General features: G+C 41.6%; 20 protein-coding genes. 16 read left to right on the forward strand and 4 right to left on the reverse strand.

Annotated elements, in window-relative coordinates:
- Positions 1 to 33: 33 nt before the first annotated feature.
- The 3 genes from PQO03_RS10485 to PQO03_RS10495 all read left to right on the forward strand — a co-directional run bounded on the left by PQO03_RS10485 (position 34) and on the right by PQO03_RS10495 (position 3683).
- Positions 34 to 2553, forward strand: a complete 2520-nt coding sequence (locus PQO03_RS10485) for an ABC transporter permease (protein WP_274150199.1) — start codon at positions 34 to 36, stop codon at positions 2551 to 2553.
- Between the two features lie 183 nt (positions 2554 to 2736).
- Entirely contained in the window at positions 2737 to 3228 is a 492-nt protein-coding gene (locus tag PQO03_RS10490; protein ID WP_274150201.1) for a DUF3332 family protein, read from the forward strand.
- Complete coding sequence (locus PQO03_RS10495; RefSeq protein WP_274150203.1) at positions 3225 to 3683, forward strand: DUF3332 family protein; 459 nt, start codon at positions 3225 to 3227, stop codon at positions 3681 to 3683. Before PQO03_RS10490 ends, PQO03_RS10495 begins: the two co-directional genes overlap by 4 nt.
- Positions 3684 to 3901: 218 nt before the next feature.
- On the opposite strand, the gene PQO03_RS10500 is transcribed toward PQO03_RS10495, so the two are convergent.
- Positions 3902 to 6016 (reverse strand): amino acid permease, encoded by a 2115-nt coding sequence (locus PQO03_RS10500; RefSeq protein ID WP_274150205.1) that lies wholly within the window; start codon positions 6014 to 6016, stop codon positions 3902 to 3904.
- Positions 6017 to 6430: 414 nt separating this feature from the next.
- On the opposite strand from PQO03_RS10500, the gene rpsO reads away from it, so the two are divergent.
- From rpsO to rpmE, 3 genes are all read left to right on the forward strand, one after another.
- Complete coding sequence (gene rpsO / locus PQO03_RS10505) at positions 6431 to 6694, forward strand: 30S ribosomal protein S15 (RefSeq protein ID WP_274150207.1); 264 nt, start codon at positions 6431 to 6433, stop codon at positions 6692 to 6694.
- 215 nt (positions 6695 to 6909) lie between these two features.
- The gene (locus PQO03_RS10510) at positions 6910 to 9000 is read left to right on the forward strand and encodes a polyribonucleotide nucleotidyltransferase (RefSeq protein ID WP_274150209.1); all 2091 of its coding nucleotides are present in this window, start codon (positions 6910 to 6912) and stop codon (positions 8998 to 9000) included.
- Between the two features lie 114 nt (positions 9001 to 9114).
- On the forward strand, positions 9115 to 9318 hold the full coding sequence (gene rpmE / locus PQO03_RS10515; RefSeq protein ID WP_274150211.1) for a 50S ribosomal protein L31: 204 nt from the start codon (positions 9115 to 9117) through the stop codon (positions 9316 to 9318).
- A gap of 57 nt (positions 9319 to 9375) precedes the next feature.
- On the opposite strand, the gene recF is transcribed toward rpmE, so the two are convergent.
- Together recF and dnaN are read right to left on the reverse strand one after the other, a co-directional pair.
- Positions 9376 to 10467, reverse strand: a complete 1092-nt coding sequence (gene recF, locus PQO03_RS10520) for a DNA replication/repair protein RecF (protein ID WP_274150213.1) — start codon at positions 10465 to 10467, stop codon at positions 9376 to 9378.
- Between the two features lie 3 nt (positions 10468 to 10470).
- Positions 10471 to 11559 (reverse strand): DNA polymerase III subunit beta, encoded by a 1089-nt coding sequence (gene dnaN, locus PQO03_RS10525; RefSeq protein WP_274150215.1) that lies wholly within the window; start codon positions 11557 to 11559, stop codon positions 10471 to 10473.
- Between the two features lie 183 nt (positions 11560 to 11742).
- On the opposite strand from dnaN, the gene PQO03_RS10530 reads away from it, so the two are divergent.
- The 8 genes from PQO03_RS10530 to PQO03_RS10565 all read left to right on the forward strand — a co-directional run bounded on the left by PQO03_RS10530 (position 11743) and on the right by PQO03_RS10565 (position 22128).
- Positions 11743 to 12951: a nicotinamide-nucleotide amidohydrolase family protein gene (locus PQO03_RS10530; protein WP_274150216.1), complete on the forward strand. Its 1209-nt coding sequence runs from the start codon at positions 11743 to 11745 to the stop codon at positions 12949 to 12951.
- An 87-nt stretch (positions 12952 to 13038) separates the two neighbouring features.
- Positions 13039 to 14085, forward strand: a complete 1047-nt coding sequence (recA, locus tag PQO03_RS10535; RefSeq protein WP_274150217.1) for a recombinase RecA — start codon at positions 13039 to 13041, stop codon at positions 14083 to 14085.
- A 297-nt stretch (positions 14086 to 14382) separates the two neighbouring features.
- The gene (hisG, locus tag PQO03_RS10540) at positions 14383 to 15237 is read left to right on the forward strand and encodes an ATP phosphoribosyltransferase (RefSeq protein WP_274150219.1); all 855 of its coding nucleotides are present in this window, start codon (positions 14383 to 14385) and stop codon (positions 15235 to 15237) included.
- Entirely contained in the window at positions 15238 to 17751 is a 2514-nt protein-coding gene (mutS, locus tag PQO03_RS10545) for a DNA mismatch repair protein MutS (RefSeq protein ID WP_274150221.1), read from the forward strand. It begins immediately after the preceding gene.
- 55 nt (positions 17752 to 17806) lie between these two features.
- On the forward strand, positions 17807 to 19483 hold the full coding sequence (locus PQO03_RS10550) for a hypothetical protein (RefSeq protein WP_274150223.1): 1677 nt from the start codon (positions 17807 to 17809) through the stop codon (positions 19481 to 19483).
- A gap of 114 nt (positions 19484 to 19597) precedes the next feature.
- Entirely contained in the window at positions 19598 to 20761 is a 1164-nt protein-coding gene (gene sucC / locus PQO03_RS10555; protein WP_274150225.1) for an ADP-forming succinate--CoA ligase subunit beta, read from the forward strand.
- 16 nt (positions 20762 to 20777) lie between these two features.
- Positions 20778 to 21650, forward strand: coding sequence for a succinate--CoA ligase subunit alpha (gene sucD, locus PQO03_RS10560; protein ID WP_274150227.1), 873 nt, complete (start codon positions 20778 to 20780; stop codon positions 21648 to 21650).
- A gap of 160 nt (positions 21651 to 21810) precedes the next feature.
- Positions 21811 to 22128 carry a YkgJ family cysteine cluster protein gene (locus PQO03_RS10565; RefSeq protein ID WP_274150229.1) on the forward strand — a complete coding sequence of 106 codons (318 nt, stop codon included), beginning with the start codon at positions 21811 to 21813 and terminating at the stop codon, positions 22126 to 22128.
- 9 nt (positions 22129 to 22137) lie between these two features.
- Here the strand turns inward: PQO03_RS10565 and PQO03_RS10570 are convergent, their stop codons facing one another.
- A complete protein-coding gene (locus tag PQO03_RS10570) occupies positions 22138 to 22329 on the reverse strand; it encodes a hypothetical protein (RefSeq protein WP_274150231.1) in 192 nt (63 codons plus the stop codon).
- Between the two features lie 242 nt (positions 22330 to 22571).
- Between PQO03_RS10570 and PQO03_RS10575 the strand changes: the two genes are divergently transcribed.
- Together PQO03_RS10575 and PQO03_RS10580 are read left to right on the forward strand one after the other, a co-directional pair.
- Positions 22572 to 23888 (forward strand): aminotransferase class I/II-fold pyridoxal phosphate-dependent enzyme, encoded by a 1317-nt coding sequence (locus PQO03_RS10575; RefSeq protein WP_274150233.1) that lies wholly within the window; start codon positions 22572 to 22574, stop codon positions 23886 to 23888.
- Positions 23889 to 24779, forward strand: a complete 891-nt coding sequence (locus PQO03_RS10580) for an Hsp33 family molecular chaperone HslO (RefSeq protein WP_274150235.1) — start codon at positions 23889 to 23891, stop codon at positions 24777 to 24779.
- Positions 24780 to 24838: the final 59 nt, after the last annotated feature.

The following is a 24838-nucleotide window of genomic DNA, read 5'->3' on the forward strand; positions in this document are numbered from 1 at the left end:
TTAAAAAATCTTTTTAGTTCTTGGACTTGGACTATGGCCAAGCGAGAATGGCATAGTGAAAAAAAACATTTAAAGCTCTATCTAATATGTATCTCTATCGGCATTGCTTCATTAGTCTCTATCCACTCATTTTCAACAACCGTCCGAGCTTCTATTGATGAACAATCACGTTCTCTACTCGGAGCCGACCTCACACTCAAATCCCGTTTCCCTTTTGACCCCCAATGGTTAGATGAGCTCGACTCAAAAATGAGTACTCCTTTGCAGGAATGGCGCTTTGCGGGAATGGCAAAGTTTTTAAACTCATCACAAGCCCCTCGGCTCATTCAAGTACGTGCCCTACCCAAGAACTACCCACTCTACGGAGAAATGAAAAGTACTCCATCTGGAGGCGCCAATTTCCTGAACGATAAGCAATGTTTAGTTGAAGCTTCTTTACTACTCCAGTATCAAGCAAAAATTGGAGATGAAATACGTTTAGGCCAAAGTACTTTTACAATCGCGGCCCAACTCGACTCACTCCCAGGAGAGAGCGGCGCACTTTCCGAGCTCGCACCCAGAATAATTATTCCCTTCAGCGACATAGAAAGCACTCAACTCATTGCATTTGGTAGTCGGGTTCAATACCTTCGACACTTTGTCTTTAAAGAAGAAGGACCCAATGAAAAGTTAGTTGCGGACATCAAAGCACAGGCAGACCTCAATGCCGTCCGGGTCGAAACCTCGGTAAGTCGACAAGAACGCATACGTAAAATTAGTTCCAATCTTTTTTCTTTTTTAAATATCAGCGCAATTTTATCCCTTGTCTTAGGGGCTATAGGCGTGGGCAGTGCCATTCACGTCTATGTCAGCAAGCAACTAAAAAATGCAGCTATCCTAAAGTGCCTTGGAGCGCAAAGTAGTCAGGTCTTCTCGGTATATCTACTACAAGTATTACTCTTGGGAATCCTAGGTTCCTCCTTAGGTGTATGCCTAGGTATCGCCATTCAATTCCTACTCCCTCAGGTTATAGGCCAATTTTTACCCTTTGAAATCGCGGTAAGCATCAATCCCTTCAGTATGCTGCTCGGCTTGGTTTCTGGAACTCTGATTACCGCACTCGCCGCATTGCCATCTCTACAAAAACTTATTGAACTAAACCCTTCTCAAGGCTTACGTCCGGAAACTATCTCCTACCAGACAAACAATAAGTTTAAAATTATTTTCTACCTACTCTGCACGCTCTCACTTATGGGCCTTTCGATCATCTCATCCACTAATCCAAAAACCGGCTTTCTTAGCGCCTGTGTACTCTTAGTAATTATTCTTAGTCTCTCTGTTTGCGCAAAAGGCTTTCTACTTTCAATAAAAAAACTATTCCCTCACTTCCTGCCATTCACGCTTCGCCAAGGTCTCAAAAATCTCTACCGTCCGAATAATCAAAGTCACATCCTAATTATCTCTTTAGGTGCTGGTGTTTTTGTCATCTCCCTACTCTTCTTGCTCCGAGAAAACTTGCTCTACCAAGTCAATAAAACTAGCAAGGAAACCGCACCGAATTTCGTATTATTTGATATCCAGCATGACCAAAGTAAGGATTTAAAACAGCTCCTAGAAAAATCGGGCGTTCCCATCATCCAAGATGTTCCCATCATTGATTTACGCTTAAGAAAAATTAATGGTCTGAAAATCAAAGAAATCATTGCCAATCGCGATAAGCTACCAAAAGATCAACGGAGCCCTCTATGGACCCTCACACGCACCTATCGCTGTACCTACCAAAACAAAATCCTTGATACAGAGAAACTCATCCAAGGCAACTTTGTCCCCCATTTTAGTGGTGATTTTGAAAGCGAACGCATCCCCGTCTCCATTGAAGAAGGGATGATGGAAAGACTTAATTTAAAAATTGGCGACACCGTGGACTTTGAACTATCAGGCATCGAATTACCCTGTACCATTAGCTCTGTACGCGAAGTCGAATGGATGCAAATGCGCCCAAACTTCTTTTTTGTTTTTCCCGAAGGCCCACTCAACGACGCACCTCAAATGCAAGTGATCGTTTCTCGTTCAAGTGACCCCATATTAACGAACAAGCTTCAATCTTCTATTAATACAAAATTTCCTAACATCTCTTTTTTAGATTTAAGCTTAGTGATACAAACTCTTACAAGCCTCCTGGATAAGCTCAGCCTCACCATACGTTTCATGGCAGGCTTCAGTATTTTAACAGGTTTTGTCATCTTAATCTCAACCTTAAAACTCAGTCAAAATCAACGTCAAAAAGAATCGGTCTTACTCAAAATCATGGGGGCGAGCCAGCGACAAATACGTAAAATTTTAATTGCCGAATTCCTTTCTTTAGCCATTTTAAGCGCCAACATCGGATGCTTCATCGCCTATGCCTGCAATCACCTCATTGGCCATTTTGTTTTTGATAACACCCCTCCCTTCAATATAAATATCCTATTACTGGCTAACCTCAGCCTCATGATAATTACACTCTGTATTGGCTACCTTAGCTCTAAAGAGATATTTAATGCGCCTTCCCTAGAAACTCTGCGTCAAAATTAAAGGTACATGCTTTAATTATGTGTTTATCCAAAAAGTGAAGTAACCGTATCTCTCCTTTTCACTTCTAAAGACTTAGTCCTTCTAAAGCTATACCTTAGCTAAAATTAACTTCTTTTTAATCGAAAAAAATGAGGATTTGAACGTCCTTAGCTTTATCGTGTAGGCATATAAGGAGTATTTGTTTTGAAGAAATATCTTAGTTTACTTGCTTTACCCCTATTCTTAAGCAGTTGCATGGGCACTATGGGCTTAACGGGAAAAGTAAAAAAATTCAATCTTGAAACGACAGAGAATCGTTGGGGCCGTGAAGGCTGGTTCCTAGGCCTAAATATATTTTGGGTCTATAGAATATGCGGTGTTCTCGACCTACTTATTTTTAACTCGATTGAATTTTGGTCAGGAGAAAATCCGATTAATGGCAACAGTCCCTTAGTAGATATACCCATGGAAAAAGTTAAAAAGATGGGTTTTAAGGAAGTTGACATGGCTCAAGTTGAGCGTATCAACCCCACTCTAGCTAAACTTCACATCAATTTCCCCAACGGAGATCATGTCACCTTTGATGTCATACGCGATGGTAATCACTACACCGTAAGCTTAATGGGAAAACAGTTCTTTGAAGGACAAGTCGGACAAAATATGCAGCCACCGCACTACGCAGGAGTTCGCAAATGATCAAAAAAATCACCTATACATTTTTAGCTGCTTTAACACTATGTGGTTGCATGGGTCACAATGGCATGACTTCGAATGTTGTACGCTTCAACTTAGAAGCTACTGAACACCGCTGGGGTCGCGAAGGTTGGTTCTTAGGTTTATGGCTAACGCTCATATATCCCGTTTCCATCATCCTTGACTTACTTATTTTTAACTCGGTTGAGTTTTGGACTGGAGAGAACCCCATTAACGGACGAAGCCCTTTAGTTGATATCCCCATGGAACAAGTCAAAAAAATGGGTTTTGAAAATATCGACAAAGCGCAAATTGAACGCATCAGTTCAACTGAAGCCAAACTGCATCTCGAATTCGAAAATGGCGATGCCATCACTTTTGATGTCAATAGAACTGATTTAAACTATATTGTCAGTTACCGTGGCGTAGAGTTCTACACTGGTACTATACAAGAATAATCCTCTATTTTCACAAGTATATTGAGCTGCCTTAAATATTTAAGGCACGTTTTTTCTGAAGTCCTCCAAGTAAAAAATACCCAGATTTAATGACAATTCTTACTTAATAATATAACAGCAATAAAAGTTGAGAGATATAACTTGATGGAGACAGACCCCCCTCCCAGATACTTAGCATCACGATATTTCTTTTGCGGAGCGAGACTTTATGTCCTACTCTATGATTCGATTAGCGCTCGCAGCTTTGTAAGTATTTTGGGTTCTCCTATTATAATAAGTCGGTCTGTTTCTTTTAAAATAGTACTTCCACTTGGCACTAACCTCTGTCCACCACGTTGAATCATAGCAACTAAACTACCCTCTGGCAAACCTAATTCTTTTATTGCTTTACCTATAAACTTTTGTGACCCATTATTGCTTTTCAAAGATAAAGTCATGTAGTGACCATCATTTAACAATAGCTGTTTGAGGTGGGCTGAATTAGGCTCTTCATTCCAACGAGAGAGAAAGTCATCCTGATCAATACGATTAGCAAGTTCTGCAAGCATTCGCAAATGTAAGCCTGGATTACCTTCAGGACTTACTAAAAGAAAAATAGCGAAAGTTTCTTGTTCCATTTCATCGCCCATGACATCAAAAATATCGACTTGCATCCCCGACTTAGAGCGCGCTATCACCATTTCTGGTCTATCAATACCCATTAGATGCATATGTGGTAATGCCACTCCTCTCGTAACCGGAGTCCTACCTGTACGTGTTCCTTCCAGAAAACTCTCTTCCAGCTTTGCCGCATCTACGTTTAATCTCTCCGCCAACATTTTTGAAGCTTCCTTAATCACTAACTCAAAAGTTTCAGCTTTATCAATCTCTAAAAATTGAGCCCGTGCTACAACTTCATTAAAAGGATCATCTTGCCGTAATCCTTTTTCTTTAAGTATCCCTCTAAACTCTTGATCTAATTCATCGTATTGATTCTTGCCCAAGCGCTGAAACCAATGACAAATTGCCCCCGTACGGGACACTCTTTTTCGAGCATAACGAAAGTACCAAACCAAACACAGTGCTATCATTCCTACTGTAAAAAGAATCGCCATCCAACCCATATAAATAATTAAAACTACTGAAATCCCCATCCCCGCAATTTGCATCCAAGGATACAATGGTGATTTATAACCAGGATCATAACTTTCAATGCGACTTTCCCTCATCACAATAACTGCCAAATTAACCAACATGAAAATAAGTAACTGAAAAGCACTCGCAAGCTTTGCGATACCTTTTGCATCCAAAAATATAATAAAACCGATCATGATCACACCAGTCAACACCACCGCCAAAGTCGGAGTTTTATACTTCCCCAACTTAGCCAATTCATCAGGCAATAGTTTATCTCTTGCCATTGCCATAGGATAACGAGATGCGGCCATCACTCCCGCATTTCCCGTCGAGAAAAAAGCAGAAAGTGCCGCAATAACAATAAATCCTACTAAAATATTTTGCGGAATAAAAGTATCAAATTTACTTACCGCAGTCGCCACGGGCGTTAAGTCTTGATAAAACTCTGCTGTATCAATTAAGGCCACCATGACCATAACTCCTAGGACATAAAAAATTGTTGTAGAAACTAATGATAACATCATCCCTAGGGGAATATTACGTTCTGGATTTTTTACTTCTTCCGCTACACTCGACACTTTAGTTAAGCCTGCGTAAGAAACAAAGACAAAGCCTACGGTTGAAAGAAAACCTTCCATACCATTCGTAAAAAAAACATCAAAACGCTCGGCAACAAGCTCCTCGGGCTGAACTGCAAGAACATCGTAGCTACCTTGAACAATAAAGTAGCTTAAAATTGTGACTAGAATCACAACTAGAAAGCGCTGTAAACTAGCCGTTTCTTTGGCTCCTGTAATATTGATAAACACGAAACCCACCGTAAGTGCAACTGCCACAGGTTTTATAGGTAATTCGATAAAAAATGAGGCATAAGCTCCTATCCCAATCAGGGCAAATGCTGTCTTCAAAGATAAAGATAAATAAGTGCCTAAACCACCCACTGTACCAAACATAGGACCTAAACTACGATCCAAAAAGTAATAGGTTCCACCCGCACGTGGCAATGCTGTACTCAATTCTGCTTTACTAAACATGGCGGGGAGTATTAATATCCCTGCAACTAAATAAGCTAAAGCCACTGAAGAGCCCGTCTTTGCCGCCGCTAAACCTGGCAGCAGAAAAAAACCTGACGAAAACATGGCTCCTGTACATATCGCGTAAACATCAAAAAGACCCAAATTCTTTTTTAAGCGATCATCTTTTGATAACTCTTTCACTTTATCACCCTTAAATTGAAATTTTATAACTGCTTCCAGTAAACCTTTTAATTAAATACCTCACTTGTAAAGATCGCAAATTTTTCACTCTAAAAAAGTCGGTTTATAAAGTATTTTCACCGCACAAAGTAATCAAAATTTTACTGTCACCATTTTGGCTAAGTTCTTAAGTGGCAATAAATCTAAGACAGATCCCTCTTCGCGGTCTACCAATACCAAGGCCTTGGCTCATATTAGATCCTTAAAATCACATGTACCCATTTTTCTCTTCTATACTGCACTTATAGCGAATCATTTGCGATTTCCGCAATCTTACTTGAAAAGATAGAAGCATGCGATATCCTAGCCGCCTCGCAAATAAACAAGAACTTATTACTGATGGGCAACAGCCTGTATAATATAGGGATATATAGAATGACTAAAGAAAAAAGACAAGAAATCATCGCAGAGTTTCAACGTAAAGAAGGCGATGTAGGTTCTCCTGAAGTGCAAGTAGCACTCCTTACTGGACGTATCACTGAGCTCACTGAGCACATGAAAAAGAACAAAAAAGATTACAGCACAAGTCGCGGACTTATTGCTATGGTTAACAACAGAAAAAAACTTCTTCGTTACCTTAACAGTGAAAACCACGCTGCTTACATCGAAATTACTGATAAATTAAAGATTCGTCGCTAATTTTTCTCTAAGGCCTGATTATTCAGGCCTTTTTTTTTGCTCCAATCGCACTACCTTTAGCCCGAAAACCGGAACTGATCCTAGAAGCATCATTTATAGTGATGTTTTGAGTCTCTTGCAGAGTATTCCCACGGGGAGTCTTCTTCAAGAGGTTCAACAGCCCGGTTACATAAAACAAACCGCTCTTTATGAGCATAACATATAAGGATTATTACATGTCTAAAATTGGATCTGTAACTGTTGATCTCGGCGACAATCGCCCTATCACTATTGAAACCGGCAAAATGGCTTTACTCGCTAACGCTGCCGTAACTGTAACTCAAGGCGAAACTGTTGTTCTCGTAACTGCATGTTCATCTGCACCTCGCGCAGGAATTGATTTCTTCCCTCTCATGGTAGCTTACCGTGAAAAGTACTCTGCTGCAGGTAAATTCCTCGGTGGTTATCTCAAGCGTGAAGGTCGCCCTTCTGAGCACGAGATTTTGACTTCACGTATGACTGACCGTCCACTTCGCCCACTTTTCCCTAAAGGCTTCTACCACGAAGTTCAAATTCAAGCAATCGTTCTCTCTTATGATAAAGTGAATGATCCGGATACACTCGCAATGCTTGGTTCTTCTGCAGCACTCATGCTTTCAGACATGCCTTTCAAAGGCCCACTCGGCGCAATGCGCGTTGGTCAAGTTGACGGCGAGTTCGTTGTTAACCCAACTACTGAGCAAATGGAAGCCAGCTCACTCGAGCTTATCTACTCAGGTACTCCTGGTAAAACAATCATGATCGAAGGTGATTGTGACGAGCTTTCAGAAGAGCGTCTTTTCGAAGCACTCAAGTATGCTGACACTAAAGTTGAAATCATGGCGAAAGCTCAGCTCGAACTCCAAGCGGAATTCGGTAAAGCTAAAAAAGAGTACGCTACTGACAAAATCGAAGAAGATGTCTTAGCTGCTGTTGCAACTGCTATCTCAGGTAAAATCGACGATGGCTGTCTTCTTGTAGACAGAACTGAACGCGGTGAAGCACTCGACGCAGTATTCGCTACTGTAGAAGAAGCACTAAAAGCTCAATTTGACGAAGCACGTCATGGCGAACTCAAAGCAGCTTACAGCCACCTCATAGAAATGAACATCCGTCGCCTCATCATCGAAGAAGGTCGTCGTGCTGATGGTCGTGCCGCTGAAGATCTCCGTGCATTGAGTGCTGAGCACAGCATCATGCCACGTACTCACGGTTCTGCACTTTTCGCACGTGGCGAGACTCAGGCTCTTGTTACAGTTACACTCGGTGATGCGAAAGCAGCTCAGATGATGGAAACTATTCGTGGTCGTAAAGACAAAACTTTCTACCTTCACTACAACTTCCCTAACTACTCAGTTGGCGAATGTGGTCGTATCATGTCTGCTGGTAACCGCGAAGTCGGTCACGGTAACCTCGCTGAGCGTTGCCTAGCTAAAATGATGCCTGCTGACTACCCTTACACTGTACGTGTTATCTCTGAAGTTATGGGCTCTAACGGTTCTACTTCAATGGCTTCAATCTGTGGTGGTTCACTCGCACTCATGGATGCTGGCGTACCATTGAAGAAAGCTGTTGCTGGTATTTCTGTTGGTCTCGTTCAAGAGGGTGACAAATACGTAATGATTACTGATATCCTCGGTTCTGAAGATCACTACGGTGACATGGACTTTAAAGTAGCTGGTACTCGTGACGGTATCACTGGTTTCCAACTCGACCTTAAAATTGCCGGTATCCCGCTCGATATGATGTACGAAGCTATGATGCGCGACAAAACTGCTCGTATGGATATCCTCGACGTTATGGATTCTTGCCTAGCTAAAGCTCAAGAAGAAATCTCTGATCACGCTCCACAAGTTCACGCTATGAAAATCAATCCTGAAAAAATTGGTGCTCTTATTGGTCCTGGTGGCAAGCACATCAAAGCAATCTGTGAAGAGACTGGCGCTGAAATCAATGTTGAAGATGACGGTACAGTCAAAGTCTTCACTGCAGACAAAATCGCACTTAAAGCTGCTATCGAACAAGTAGAGTCTTACTGCTTCGAGCCTGAAGCTGGCAAAATCTATCGCGGTACAGTTGCATCCGTGAAAGAATTTGGTGCTTTCGTTGAAATCGCTGGTGGCAACCAAGGCCTACTTCACATTTCTGAACTTGCTGATTACCGCGTCGAAAAAGTTACTGACGTAGTAAATGAAGGCGATAAAGTATCTGTAAAAATTCTTGAGATCGATGACCGTGGTCGCATGCGCTTAAGTCGCAAAGCTGCTCTCGCGGAAATGGAAGACTAGAAACTCACTTGACCAAGAGGGATATTTTTTTATTATCCCTCTTGTCAAGAAATAAACTCGCGCTATTATACGCGTCTAAATTTCACTTTTTAATAATATTCAAAGGTTATAAACATGAAAACTGATATACACCCAGAGTATACAGAAGCAACTGTAAGCTGTGCTTGCGGTACGACTTGGGACATCAAGTCTACTCGTAAAGAAGTAAAAGTTGGTATCTGCTCAAACTGTCACCCGTTTTATACTGGTACTGCTCGTAACGCGGATGTGGAAGGTCGTATTGACGCCTTCAATCGTCGTTTCGCTCAAAAGAAATAGTTTTTTCTTTACACACTTTAAAAGCCACTCATTCGAGTGGCTTTTTTTGTGCCTCAATCACTGACGCTCTACACGTCCTGCATCAACCTCGTATGTTGTATACTCATAATCCTCCAAACCTGCAGGAATATCTGTACAAGCAATAAAAACTTGATCACCACGACTTACGCACTTTAAGAATGCTCGTCGACTAAATTCATCTAACTCACCCAAAACATCATCGATCAACAAGATCAAACACTCTGGTTTTTCTACAGGCAATAATAATTCAACTGCCGCAGCTTTTAAAATCAAAGAACTCAAACGACACTGACCTTCGGATCCATAATGTGATAATGAGCGCCCATTTAAACTAAGCGCTAAATCATCACGATGCGGACCTTGGTGAGTTACCCGATAAAGCTTATCACGCTCTCGACTCTCTCTTAGCTTTTCACGATAGGAGGCACGTAAATCACTCGCACCTTTAGCTACTGAATTATTATAACGTAAATCTAAGACAAAATCTTCCTTAAGCATCTTTTTGACAAGAGAGTTAACCGCATCAGACAATCTCGGCATCAACTCCAAACGCGCCTCGAGAACTTCGCAACCATGTTCCATTAAAATATCATCCCAAACATCGAGCTCAACTTCTACATTGACCCCACGCTTCAAGACTTGATTGCGACTTTTAAGGGCTTTTTGATAATGCTTTAAAGACTGCAAGTAATGAGGCGATAACTGCGAGAGAAGAATATCTATATATTGACGACGCCAAGAAGCGCTACCCTTGACGATTTCTATATCTTCTGGCATAAAGGCCACACTTTTCACAACACCAATAAAGTCACTCGTTGTGGCAACACGATTGCCATCTAGACTTAATTGGCGCTTCTCACCATAATACACACTCAAATCTAACTCTGGCCGAGTCACACGATCAAGACAGGCTCGAAGACTAAAGAAGTCGCCTTGCCAGTTTTTTAAATGCCGCGTATTCGAACTACGAATCGAACGCAGTAATGACAAAAAACCCAAAGACTCAAGAAAAGCCGTTTTCCCCTGGCCATTACGTCCCCTAAACACACTAATCCCGGGCTCAAGGTTTAGCTCAAGCTCGGGATAGTTACGAAAGTTTTTTAACTGAATTCGGGAAATAAATCCCATAAATTAGTTATGACGCAAAGGCATGATCACATAAAGAAAGCCTTCGTCACCATAAAGGCCTGTAGGACTTAAACGATCATTGAAACGCAAAGTTAATTTATTGCACTCAAGATGTCTTAAAGGATCAATCAAAAAGGACGCATTAAAAGAAAGTTCTAAGCCTTCACCTTCATAAGAAGCAGGAATAGGACTCTCAGCAACTTCTGCATTATTCATTGCAGAAACCAAAACTTCTGTTGGCGTAAGTGCTAATTTCACTGCAGGATTTTTATCCAGTATCTGTGATACACGATCAAGTGCGGCGTAAAATTCATCGCGTGGCATTGTGACATGGTTCTCAAAACCAGGAGGCATCACCATGCGGTAATTAGGGAAGTTACCTTCAAGTAATTTCGTCTGAAAAACAACATCATCAGTACTAAAAACTGCATGGGTATCACCTAAAGAAACTTTCACATCGCTACTACCCTCTAAAACTTTAGGGAGTTCTTGTGCTGCTTTCAAAGGTAAAATCGAATCACTATCAAGTGAATTATCAGAACCAATAACTGTTTCTACTAAGGCCATACGGCGACCATCAGTGGCCACAGTCGTAAAAGTTCCGTCTGTAATAGTAAGTAATAAACCTGTCATCGGTGCTTTGGCTTCTTCAGTAGATACTGCATAAGAACACTTAGCAATATTGCCACAAAGCTGTGAGGTACTAATCATAAATTCGCGACGACTTTCTTCACGGCCTTCAAGCGGAAATTGTAAAGGATCCAGACTCTGTAAGCTAAATGAATTACGTGCACAAACAACATTGACCATACCACGCTCGTCTAAACTTACCGACACATCGCCATTAGGTAAACGCTGAACTAACTGCGAAAGAATTTTTGCTGATACAGTAGCTTTACCTTCTTGCTCAACATTAGCTTCTAATGTGAGAGTGATCATTTGATCTAAACCAGTTGCAGTAATCACCAAGTGATTGGCTTGTACATCCAAAAGAAAATGGCCCATGATGGACACAGTAGGACGTGCAGAAATAACGCTACCTGCTTTTTTAACGGCATTATTTAAACGATCTCGTTCAATTGTGAATTTCATTGATTTACCTTAAAATTTAATCTATTTTTTTCGCGACCAAAGTACAGGAGTTACAGCCTTATTTCAAGTAATTTTTTATGCTAAATGAAATTCCTTTTGATTGTTCTTTACTAAGCAGAGGTGTATCATTCAATTAAGTCTTTTTTAGTCGCTCATAAGATACGTAAAAATAAGGAAATATTCTTGAAAACCCACGCAATTTTCACTGGTAGCGAACTCCTATCAGGACAAACTCTCAATTCAAATCTTATCACGCTAGGAATGAAATGGAATGAAATGGGATGGAGACTTGAGTCAAGCAGTACCATTCCTGATGAAACTCAATTAATCAAAAAAACTCTCCTTACTGCCATGGAGAATCATGAACTCGTCATCATCTGCGGAGGCCTTGGTGCCACCAGCGATGACATCACTCGACGTGCCGTAGCAGATGCTTTAAAGCTAAAGATCAATTATTCTGAAAAAATTCGAACTGAACTAGAAGAGTTCATGGCACAGCGCCAACGCACTCCTCAAGAACAGTGGCTCAAAAATCAATCCGAACACATCGAATCGGCCAAGCTCCTCAATAATAGTACAGGCCTCGCCTATGGCCAAATAATTAAATACGGCTCGAAACTTATCGCCCTGCTACCTGGTCCTCCCTCAGAATTCAGTCCTATGCTAAACGATGAACTTGTTGCTTTAATTAATAGTAAAAAAAGCTTCACACAACTCAACTATATTATTGCAGGCGAAACAGAATCTTCCGTTGAACGACGCTGCTCCCCCATAAAAGAAGAATACCCTCAAATAGATTTTGGCTTTTGCGCTCAACCAGGCTTAGTTAAACTCTCTTTGCGAATACCGCAAAATATTGAAGTTCAAGAAGTAGAGAAACTCTGTAAGTCTAATTTTAAACAAGAAATACTCAATAAACCAAGCCTCGCAGAAGAAATCCTCCATCTTGCACGTAGCAAAAAATGGACCTTCGCATCTGCAGAATCATGCACCGGCGGCCTTGTCAGCTCTGCTCTCACTGCTATTCCAGGTAGTTCTGATGTTGTTTCAGGAGCCATTGTTAGCTACTCGTGCGACTGGAAAAACCTTCACCTAAAAGTAAAAAAGTCTTTGCTCAAAAAATTCGGTGCGGTGAGCCATGAATGCGCTTACGCCATGGCCGAAGGCCTTCGCAACAAATACAAAGTCGATTGTGGCATTGCTATTACAGGCATCGCTGGTCCCGATGGAGGATCAGAAGAAAAACAAGTAGGACTCGTATACATCGCAAGTTTCACTCCAACGGCAATCAAGGTAGAAAAATGTGTTTTTCGCGGAGACCGCAACATGATCAGACAACACAGTGTCAGCCACTCTCTAAATCAGCTGCGCTTACAAATTAAACAGAAATAATTTCACTAAAGACTATTGACACTATTAAATATATGCCTATATTTTATTAGTTAGTAATTATTAATCAAACTTCATTAGGAGATCGTCATGGCTAAAAAAGATACAGAAAACAAAGATCGCGAACGCAACCTCAGTCTTGCTATCAGTCAAATCAACAAGGAATACGGCAGCGGCGCAATCATGAAGTTAGGCGATAAGCCACATTCAGATGTATCCGTTATATCTACTGGCGCCCTTGCACTAGACATGGCACTAGGCGTCTACGGTATGCCACGCGGCCGTATCATCGAAATCTATGGCCCTGAATCATCAGGTAAAACAAGCGTATGCTTACATACCATTGCCAATGCACAAAAATCTGGTGGCACATGCGCTTTCATTGATACCGAACATGCTCTTGACCCCCAATATGCTCGTATGATCGGAGTCAACACTCAAGACTTGCTCGTTTCACAACCAGATTGCGGTGAAGATGCACTCAACATTGCCCAAACTTTAATCTCAAGCAACTCTGTTGACGTCCTCGTAATTGACTCCGTCGCAGCACTCACTCCACGAGCTGAACTCGACGGCCAAATTGGCGATAGCCACGTAGGTTTACAAGCACGCTTAATGTCATCTGCACTTAGAAGCTTAGCAGGTGCGATCAACAAAACTCGCACATGCCTTATTTTTACCAACCAATTGCGTGAGAAAATCGGCGTTATGTACGGTAATCCAGAAGTCACTCCAGGCGGTAAAGCACTTAAGTTTTATGCTTCAATACGCCTGGAAATCCGTCGTGCTGCAGTCATCCAAAATCCTGCTGGAGAAGTACTTGGTAACCGTGTCAAAGTTAAAGTTGTTAAAAACAAAATTGCCCCACCTTTCCGCAAAGCTGAATTTGATATCATGTACAACGAAGGTATTAGCCGCGCTGGCTCTATCCTCGATGTCGCCGTTGAGCTCGAAATCATCAGTAAAAAAGGCTCTTGGTTCTCATTCGAAGGACGCCAACTTGGCCAAGGTCGCGAGCAATCAAAAGACGCTATCAAGTCTGATGAAAAACTAGAAACCACCATTTTAGATAGAGTAAAAACTATCTTAAAAAAGGATGGTGCACCTGAAGAGGAAGAAGTTAACATCGAAGCTTAAACACCAACAAGTTTAAGATACATTAAAAAGCGTAGCCATCTAGGCTGCGCTTTTTTGCGTTTCACTTCAAGAGTACATATCACATATTGACAAAGCAGCTGTATTCAAGGAAAATTAAAGAGATCATATAACCAAGCGATGTACAATTTCTAATAGTTCAATCATACGAAGCACGCCCATTGCCTTCTCAAATAAATTCTTTATATTCAGGAAATAGAGATGAATTGCTAGAAAGTTTTATGAATAGACTTATCTTCTTCAAAATTATGATGTTCAATAAATTCATTAGGATAACACATGCTCAAAATAGCTCTTCCAAATAAAGGCGCTCTTTCAGAGGGCGCAATTGCCTTGGTAAAAAACGCTGGCTACAAAATTCGCCGTAGTGCAAAAGCACTAGTCTGCACCGACTATACCAACAATGTAGAATTTTATTTTCTCCGTCCAAAAGACATAACTGCTTATGTATCAAGTGGTGTTTTTACTTTTGGCGTCACAGGTAGAGATATTGTACAAGATACAAACTTCGACAACATCGACGAGACTCTCGCCCTTGGCTTCGGAAAATCTCGCATGCGTTACATTATCCCTGGCCAAGATGAGTTCCCTGGTCTTGAGATGTTTGAAGGCAAAAAAATCGCTTGCTCATATCCTATTCTAGTGAGAAATCACCTCAAAGCCAACAATATCAATGCCGACATTGTTAAACTTGATGGTGCTGTTGAAATCTCAATCCAACTTGGTATTGCAGACGCAGCCGCCGATGTGGTCGAAACTGGTACAACTATCAAGCAAGCCGGCCTCAAAACAGTTGGTGATGTCATCTTACACTCAGAAGCCATCCTTATTTCTGCAGACAAAAATCTGGAAGCGAATACATCCGCTAAAGCTTTTATCAAACGTCTAAGTGGCATCATTGTTGCTAGACAATACGTCATGCTTGAATATGATATACCAAGCGACAAAGTTGAAGCAGCCTGTGAAATCGTACCTGGCCTAGAGTCACCTACCATTTCTGCTCTTCATGATCCTGAATGGAAAGGCGTAAAAGCGATGATTCCTAGTGGCGAAATTAACTCCAGCATGGATCAACTAGAAGCTCTCGGCGCCAAAGGCATTATCGCAACTGATATTAGAACTTGCCGCCTTTAAATGGCTAAAGCTTCGGCACAAAATGTAAAGTTAACCCCGATGATGCGTCAATACCTTGACGCAAAAGAGGGATTGACGGATGATACCATACTGCTTTTCCGTTTAGGTGATTTCTACGAAATATTTTTTGAAGATGCTGAACGTGGTTCTGAGATCATGGGCATCACTTTGACTCGTCGAAATACCATCCCAATGGCAGGCTTTCCCTATCACGCTCTAGATAATTATTTGCCACGAATACTAGAACACGGGCTCAAAGTCGCGATTGCCGAACAAATGGAAGACCCTGCGACAACTAAAGGCATTGTAAAACGAGCAGTAACCCGAGTCATTACAGCTGGCACTGTAACTGAAGATAATGTCTTACGTTCTTCTAAGGCCAATTTTTTAGCCGCCATTCATGTTGGTAAAAAAAATACAGGCTTAGCATTCCTAGATTTATCCACTGGCGACTTTCGTATCATAGAACACAACGACCCACATAGCTTGGAAGCTGAGCTCCATCGTGCCAATCCGTCTGAACTCATTGTAGCTGAAGATCTCAACATTCATGATCTCCCCTTCGCTCTTCCTGATGCCACAAGCATCAGCCCTATAGCTTCTTGGCAGTTTGATTCGGATTTAGCTCAACAAAACTTACTCAAACATTTTGCTGTCAAAACTCTCGAAGGCTTTGGCTGCCGGAATCAAACAAGCTCCATAACGGCCGCTGGCGCACTCCTCGACTACGTACTCACCAATCTCAAAAGATCTGCAGATCACATTACCAGCCTAAGCTTAATCCAAAATAATGACTGCATGATCATCGATCGCGTCTCTCAACGTACTTTAGAACTCGTTGATCCTATTTTTCGAGACTCTAAAAATTCCACACTTATCTCTGTACTTGATGAATGCTCTACGCCCATGGGTAGCCGCTTATTGCGCGACTGGCTTTTGCGTCCATTAACCAATATCGAAAAAATCAGTCAACGCCAAGATACAATTAGCTCATTCTGCTCTGACCAGATGCTTCTTGAGGAACTACGAGAAAGCTTTCGTACCGTTAGGGACATTGAACGTATTCTGACTCGACTTAATCTAGGCACCGCTAACCCAAGGGAGCTTCAAACCATTACTTGGGCATTAAAAGCCATCCCAGATATAGAAAGTATAATTGCTTATGTAGACTCAGATCTTTTAACTGACATTAAAAGTAGACTCTATAGTTTCCCTGAATTAACCGAGCTCTTGCTTAATGCCCTTAGCGAAGAACTTCCCGCCACGCTAAAAGATGGAGGCATTATCAGTGATGGCTATAATGAGCAGCTTGATCACTTCCGTAAGGGAAGTCGCGAAGGCAAAGCTTGGCTAGCCCGCTTTGAAGCTCAAGAAAAAGAACGTACCGGCATTAAAAAACTTAAAATTGGCTACAATCGTGTTTTTGGTTATTTTATTGAACTATCAAAAATCAATTCGGCTCAAGCCCCTGAATCCTACATTCGCAAACAGACCCTTGCAAATGCGGAACGCTACATCACCCCCGAACTTAAAGAAATCGAAGATTCCGTTTTAGGTGCAGAGGAAAAAGCCAAAGCTCTAGAGTATGAACTATTCCAAGAATTGCGTTTAATGGTGACTGAAAAAACTAAAGCGATCCAAATTACCGCCAAAGCTCTTGCTGAACTTGACTGCCTTGCCAATCTCTCCTACGTGGCATTAAAACACTCCTATACCCGTCCTGCTCTTTGCACTGAAAAGAAAATTGACATATCAGACGGCCGCCACCCCGTTGTCGAAGCAGCCATTGATGCTGGCACATTTGTCCCTAATGATACTCAAATGGATGATCACCAAGCCTCTATCAATCTCGTTACGGGCCCCAATATGGCCGGTAAATCTACCTATATCCGCCAGGTCGCTTTACTCACTATCATGGCACAAATGGGCTCATTCATTCCCTGTTCTCAAGCTGAAATCGGCATCACTGATAGTATTTACACCCGCATCGGGGCCGCTGACGACCTAAGTCGTGGACAAAGTACTTTTATGGTCGAAATGGTTGAAACCGCCAATATCCTCAATAACGCCGGCTCTCGAAGCTTAGTCATCCTAGATGAAATTGGTCGTGGCACTTCAACTTACGATGGCCTAAGTTTAGCCTGGGCAATAGCCGAACATTTACACGAGACTGGCTGCCTTACTTTATTTGCTACACACTACCACGAACTTACTAAACTCGGAGCGAGCTTACCGAAGGTGAAAAATTGGTGTGTCGCCGTGCATGAAAACAAAGGTAAAATTATTTTCTTACATAAAATCCAAGCAGGTGCAGCTGATAGAAGTTACGGTATTTACGTCGCTAAATTAGCTGGAATTCCAAAATCCGTTATTAAACGGGCAGACTCCATCTTAAATGATTTAGAGGACTTAACAGGCAATACCTATATCAAAAACATAAAAAAATCCTTGAAATCTAATTCAAATTCATTAAGTGATAATTCTCCAGACCTTTTCGACTGGCAAAGTAATTGATTTTCATTTATACTTACTTATTCAATTTCTATTCTTTAATATATTCGGTTCATACATGACAAAGCACTTTCATTTAGCCCTTTTATTTTTCTCCTTCTTAACATCTTCTACTTTCGCCTTGGAAATTATCATCAATGCAGAAAAAAGTGCGGAAATAAACCAAGCAATTTTTCTTCAATTAACTAAATTCCCTAATCAGCTGTTCGTTGAAAATCCCGCCATCATTATTGAAAAAACATTGGATGACGTTCTAGCCAATAGTCCTGGCATTGTTATTAGTGATAAAACCGCTCTTATAACAGACATAGCCACTGAGGCCAACAAACAGGCAAGAGCTTATACTTTAAAACTCCACCCTAAACTAGACGTCAAGCAACTTAATAAAGATGCCGTAGAAACCTTCCCTATATATAATGAAGGTGATTACGTTGAATTCACCTATGACCCTTTCAGAAAAGTTGCCGTTAAAGGGAAAATCAAAAGAATCACTCGAGAATTTCTTTTTGTCGGATTCAGTGGTCAGTACGCCATTAAAAATATACTAGACCCCGCTCTTCGAGACAGTTTTTTTCCCGATAAAGTCAAAACTAACCGACAAAAATATATCGATACTCTTATAGCCAAACAACGCTACTCATTTAATATCACTCTCAACAAAAACGTACAGCCCATTGCAGATAAACTCATTGCTCAAAATGAAAAAAATGGTTTTGTATACATAAACCATACTTGGCACCTCATTAGCGACCTCATTACTTCCAGAGTTAATGACAAGGCCCAGCTCCTTACCAAAAAGCAAAATATAGAAAATGAAAAACTCCAAGCCGAAGCAAATGCTATACAAGCAGAAGCTAATCGTCTTAACGATGCAAAAAATGCAGAAGCTCAAAAAATCGCACAAGCTCGACTAGACAAGAAAAATGAAGAAATCGAAAATGCTAAGCGCATTGCTGAGCTACAGGGTGATGCCTTTAGTGAAGAAGATAAACTTAAAGAGCAAGAACTAATGTTACAGAAACTTGCCGAAGAAGAAGAGGCGGCGGCAAAAATTGCGGCAGCAAAACGCGCAGCAAAAGCAGCCCTGAAAAAGCCTACTTCCTCTGATGATTCATCTGGAGAGGGTTCTCTCGCAGGATTTCAAATTTTTGCTATTGGCGCAATTGTTTTCCTAGGTCTTTTAGTCGTTGTTTACATTCTCTTCAAAGATAAAATCAATGGGAAGTTTAAACGCAACAAAGTCACACTTGATCAGATCACTGGCGTATCTGCTCCCGCTCCCTCTACTAAAATGCCTGGGGAAGAAACTCACATCGACCGTCCTAGCCCCAGCCTCAGTCAACAAGCTGAAGCCAGTCGTGGCGATGGCGATAGCGATGGCGATGGCGCTAAAATACAAAAGAAAAGTATCAGCTTTTCAAAAAATAAACCCGGTAATGCTTCTAATTTCTTCAGCCCCGAAGAAATTGATAAACCCGAGACCCTCTCAACTGATACGACACAAACTGCGCGTAGCCAAACTATATCCACTAGCAATGCACGCCCAGGCAACTCTTCAAAAGCTCCTCTCACTCCTCCCGGAGGCGGTTTAACTCCTCCTGGTGGTGGCCTTGCTCCTCCTAGTGGTGGACTAACGCCCCCAGTACAGCAGAACTCTAATGCCGAAGAACCCCCTTCTAGCCTTATTACTGACCCCAACTTGAAGCCTAAACCTAAGCTTCAATTAAAAAAGTAATTAAACTCTGACATAAATTCTCGCGAATTTCTCTGCGCTCCCATTAGTAAGGTGAGCGCATTGCTTTATGTTGCATTTGCGACTTTAAAATGTACATAAATTAGGAGAATAACTGTGCTTATTCACGAATACCAGGCTAGGGATCTTTTTAAAGAATATGGTATCCCTGTTACTGAAAGAAAAGTTTTCGATTCAATCGAAGGTGTTAAAGAATATGCAACTGAACTCGGTCAGTGTGTAGTTAAAGCTCAGGTTCACGCTGGTGGACGCGGTAAAGGCGGCGGTGTTAAATTTGCTCCGACTCCCGAAAAAGCTGTTGAACACGCTAATAATATCCTCGGCATGGATCTTGTCACTCACCAGACTGGCCCTGAAGGCTGTCACGTAAGTACAATCATCCTCGTTCCTGGTTTAGATATTGCTAAAGAATACTACCTCGCAATTACTATCGACCGTGCGACTCAATGCCCTTTCATCATCGCTTCAACTGAAGGCGGAATGGACATCGAAGAAGTTGCTGAAAGCACTCCTGAAAAAATCGCTAAAATCAAAGTAGATCCTTCTGTAGGCTGCTGGCCTTACATCGGTCGTCAAGTTGCTGCTGCTCTCGAGCTCAAAGGCAAGAACGCACGTATCGTTGCTGGTATCGCTCAGAACCTCTATAACATGTTCATCGAAAAAGATTGCTCTATCGTAGAGATCAATCCTCTCATTGTAACAGAAGATGACAAAATCTATGCTATCGATGGTAAAGTCAACTTCGATTCAAACGCTCTCTACCGTCAAAAAGACATCGTTGCACTTCGTGACGAAAAAGAAGAAGAGCCTTTGGAAGTTGAAGCTTCTAAGCACGACCTCGCTTACATCAAGCTCGACGGTAACGTCGCTTGTATGGTAAATGGTGCCGGCCTCGCTATGGCAACTATGGACATGATCCAAATCTCTGGCGGTTCACCTGCCAACTTCCTCGATGTTGGCGGCACTGCTACTCCTGCACGTGTAGAAGAAGCTTTCCGTATTCTCCTCAAAGACCCCAACGTTGAAGGTATTCTCATCAACGTCTTCGGTGGTATTGTTCGTTGCGACCTCGTTGCCGAGGGTGTTATTGAAGCTGTTAAGAACATTGGTAACATTACTTTGCCAATCGTTATCCGCCTCAGTGGTACAAACTCTACTGAAGGTAGAGCTCTACTCGCTCAGTCTGACCTCACTTTCGAGACAGCTGAATCACTCAACGAAGCTGCTGCAAAAGTTGTTGCTGCAGTAGCAAAAAAATAATCGCGGAAATTATATAATGGCTATTCTAGTTACAGAAAAAACTCGCGTCGTTGTTCAGGGTATCACTGGCTCACAAGGCGCTTTCCACACAGGTCTCATGAAGGATTACATGGACAACTTTGTTGTCGCTGGTGTAACTCCTGGTAAAGGCGGACAAGATCTTGATGGCACTCCTGTTTACGACAGCGTTGCTGAAGCAGTAGAAAAGCAGCAAGTTAATACTTCTGTTATTTTCGTACCACCTCCCTTCGCAGCAGATGCGATCCTCGAAGCTGTTGCAGCTGAACTCGATCTCGTGATTTGTATCACTGAAGGTATCCCTGTTCTCGATATGATGAAAGTTAAGCACGCTATGAAAGGCAGCAAGACTCGTCTCATCGGACCTAACTGTCCTGGTGTTATCACTCCTGGTATCGGCAAAATCGGTATCATGCCTGCTGACATTCACTCAAAGGGTAAGATCGGTATCATTTCACGTTCTGGTACACTTACTTACGAAGCAGTTGATCAAATCACCAAAGCTGGCCTTGGTCAAACAACTTGTGTTGGTATCGGTGGCGACCCCATCAATGGTACTCAGCACCTTGACGTTGTAAAACTCTTCGCAGAAGACCCTGAGACTGAAGGTATCGTTCTCATCGGTGAAATCGGTGGTGACGCTGAAGAGCAAGCAGCTCTTTGGATCAAAGAAAATTATAAGAAACCCGTAGTCGGCTTCATCGCTGGTCTTACGGCTCCTCCCGGCAAACGCATGGGCCACGCTGGCGCAATCGTTGGTGGCGGCGACCGTACGGGCGCAGAAAAAGTACAGTACCTCAAGGACTGTGGTATCAAGATGGTGCAATCACCTTCTGATATCGGCGACGCAATGAAGTCTTTCTTCAGCTAAGCTCTTTTTATTCTAGCTCTGAGTCCCGCAAGTCATTGACTTGCGGGATTTTTTTGTTTAAAAGGTTTGTAGCACAGGCTTTTTTATGCTAAATGAGAATCAGTAATTCCGTATGTAGCACAGGCTTTAGCCTGCTAATAATAAACTAAGAGATTAATTAATGGGTACATGGAACTGCCAACGTTGTGGCAATTGTTGTCGCTGGCCCGGCATCGTCAAAGTGAATGATGCGGAAATTGCGACTATCGCAAATTTTCTCAATATCGACGAAGAAAGTTTTTTAGATAAATATACCCAACTGCGCCCTGATAGAAAAGGACTTACACTTATCTCTCGTGAAGATAACTCATGTATATTTTTAGAAGGGAAAAATCAATGTACCATTCAGCCCGTTAAACCTCAGCAATGCTCAGATTTCTTGGTCAAATGGTTTCCAAAACCGGAAGATAATTGCAATGCTATCTATAAAGATGACTAAGTAAAAAAGTTAAACTAGCTTTCCAGAAAAATACGCTTTAGAAAATTTGTCGTAATATTTATCGACCCATTCAAGTAAAGCCTGTTCGCCTAAATCGGCACCCGCTTTCTCTGACTCTAACCATTTGTGTTTCTGCATTTCCACAACTTGGTGGTCTATAAAATCTCTACTCACTGAATTTTTTCCTATGTTTGTACTCATGATAAGCCTGCGAACTTATTAACATTAATAGTTATTATAATAAATCTTGTAGTCCGCGAATCAAGCTCGTACAAACACATGATTACCAATTATTTACCTATATCCATAGAAAACTATTAATTTTTTTTTAATAATATTGGAAACTTTAATTTAAAAGCCTCCTTATTTCACTTATAAATCTAAAAAATGGTATTAGATTAGCGCGAAATTTTATAAACTATAGTTAAAAGAAGGATTTAAGTATGAGCCCTCTCGCTGCGAAACTCAATGAGCAAATTACTGCATCAAACCCCCATGTACTTGAAATGCTTTCCGATTACGGTAAACGCATTTTCTTCCCCTCTGCTGGAATATTAGCTCAAAGTGCTGAAGCTAAGGCAGATGCCCATCTCTATAATGCAACTATTGGTATTGCTACTGAAGGCGGCAAGGCTATGGGACTTGATTCTATTACTGAACAAGTTAACGATATCGAAAATGCGGAATACCTCCCCTATGCACCTTCTCCAGGTCTTCCTGCCCTTCGTAACAAGTGGCAAGAACTCCAGCTAGAGAAAAATCCTTCCATGGTTGGCAAAGTGGCATCTTCACCAGTTGTGACTAATGCCCTTACACATGGTATTTCTCTCGCTGGCTCACTCTTTATGAATCCAGGTGAAACGCTCGTTCTTTCAGATCACTTTTGGGGTAACTACAACCTCTATTTTAATGTGACTCTTGGCGTCAACATGGAATTCTTCACGCTCTTCAATGAAGACGGTACTTTCAATAGCCAGAGCTACAAAGAAACTCTTCTCAAAGCCGCTAAAGGCAAAGATCAGATCACTACCATTCTCAATTTCCCAAATAACCCAACTGGCTACTCTGTTCTAAAGCAAGACGTGGATGGTATTTTAGACGCAGTTAAAGCCGTTGCTGACACAGGTACAAATGTTGTCGTCCTCTGTGATGATGCTTACTTCGGACTCTTTTTCGAAGAAGACGTCCTCAAAGAATCACTTTTTGGTTATTTTTCCGATCTTCACGAGCGTGTACTCGCCGTAAAAGTAGATGGCGCCACTAAAGAAGATTATGTCTGGGGCTTACGTTGTGGCTTCCTTACTTATGCGGCGAAAGGTTTAGAAACTGCTGGCCTTAAAGCACTTGAGCAAAAAACAGGTGGTGCAATTCGCGCAACTGTTTCTAATATCTCCCACCTTTCTCAACGCATTGTCCTCAAAGCTTTTAGTAATAGTGATTATGCGCGCCAGAAGCAAGAAAAATTCGATATTATGAAAGCTCGCTACGAAAAAGTAAAAGAGGTCCTTTCTGATAGTCGTTTTGCGGAATACTTCAGCCCTTACCCGTATAACTCTGGCTATTTCATGACGATGAAGCTCGAGCATGGCTTAGATGCTAATGAGTACCGTCAATACTTACTTAAAAACAAAGGCATTGGTACTATATCTATTGGAGCTGCAAATATTCGTGTTGCCTTCTCATGTACTGAAGAAAGCCATTTAGCTGACCTCTTTGACAAGATGTACGAAGCTGCCAGCGAAATGGTCGCTGCGAAGTAAATGAACGACTTCCTTTACAGGGGTATTGTCGAAGGCTTGAACGCGCGCTTTAGCGCCGTTCATGCCACAAAAGCTGTTGAAACGGGCATTATCAAACATAACTGTGATCCTGTTTCAGGCTTACTCTTGTGTCGCGCCCTAGGCACTGGCTTACTCATTTCCCCTTTACTACAAGATGATCATCGTTTCACTATCAGCTGGCAATACGATGGCCCTATTGGTAAGATGGTTGTTGATGTAGGGGCAAATTCTGATGTCCGAGGCTTAATTACCAATACTAATTTAGCTACTGCTACAGCAAGTGTAGCTCAAGCTTATGGTGAAAATGGTCAAATCTCGGTAGTTCGCTCTTCTAGTAAGATCTTAATTAGTTCATCTACCACAGAAGCACAGCTCTTAGAACTCAGTGATGATCTTGGTTTTTTCTTTTCGACTTCTGAACAAGTAGAAACTGAACTCACTGTAGCAACTAATTTTCGCCCTGATCCAGAAAATCCCGTGAGCTTATGCCAAGGATTCCTTCTTCAGGCACTTCCTGGCTGTGATCTAGAGAAACTTGACCGTGCTCGCCAAAGAATGAAATCTGCTGCATTTAGAGACTTACTTGATACTGCGCCTGAACTTGATAATCATGTTGAAAAACTCATTCAATTACTCTTTGATGAAGACGAAAGTAACCAAGAATACTCCATTCATTCCTGCCCTACACCCGTGTTCCAATGTAATTGTAGCAAAGAAAAAACTTTTGGTGCTTTACGTACCTTAAATCTCGAGGAACTCATTGAATCGAGAGATAAGAAAGAAGAAATTGCAGTTAGCTGTCATTTTTGTTCAACGCGTTACTCCTTCGATCACAATGATCTGCAAATACTGATTGACGAAAAAAGCTGAAGTTTACAATAAAAGCGAGAATCACTTCTCGCTTTTTTCTTGCTCTTAATCTAAAAATT

Origin of the sequence: Lentisphaera profundi, from assembly GCF_028728065.1 — a bacterium.
Taxonomy (GTDB): domain Bacteria; phylum Verrucomicrobiota; class Lentisphaeria; order Lentisphaerales; family Lentisphaeraceae; genus Lentisphaera; species Lentisphaera profundi.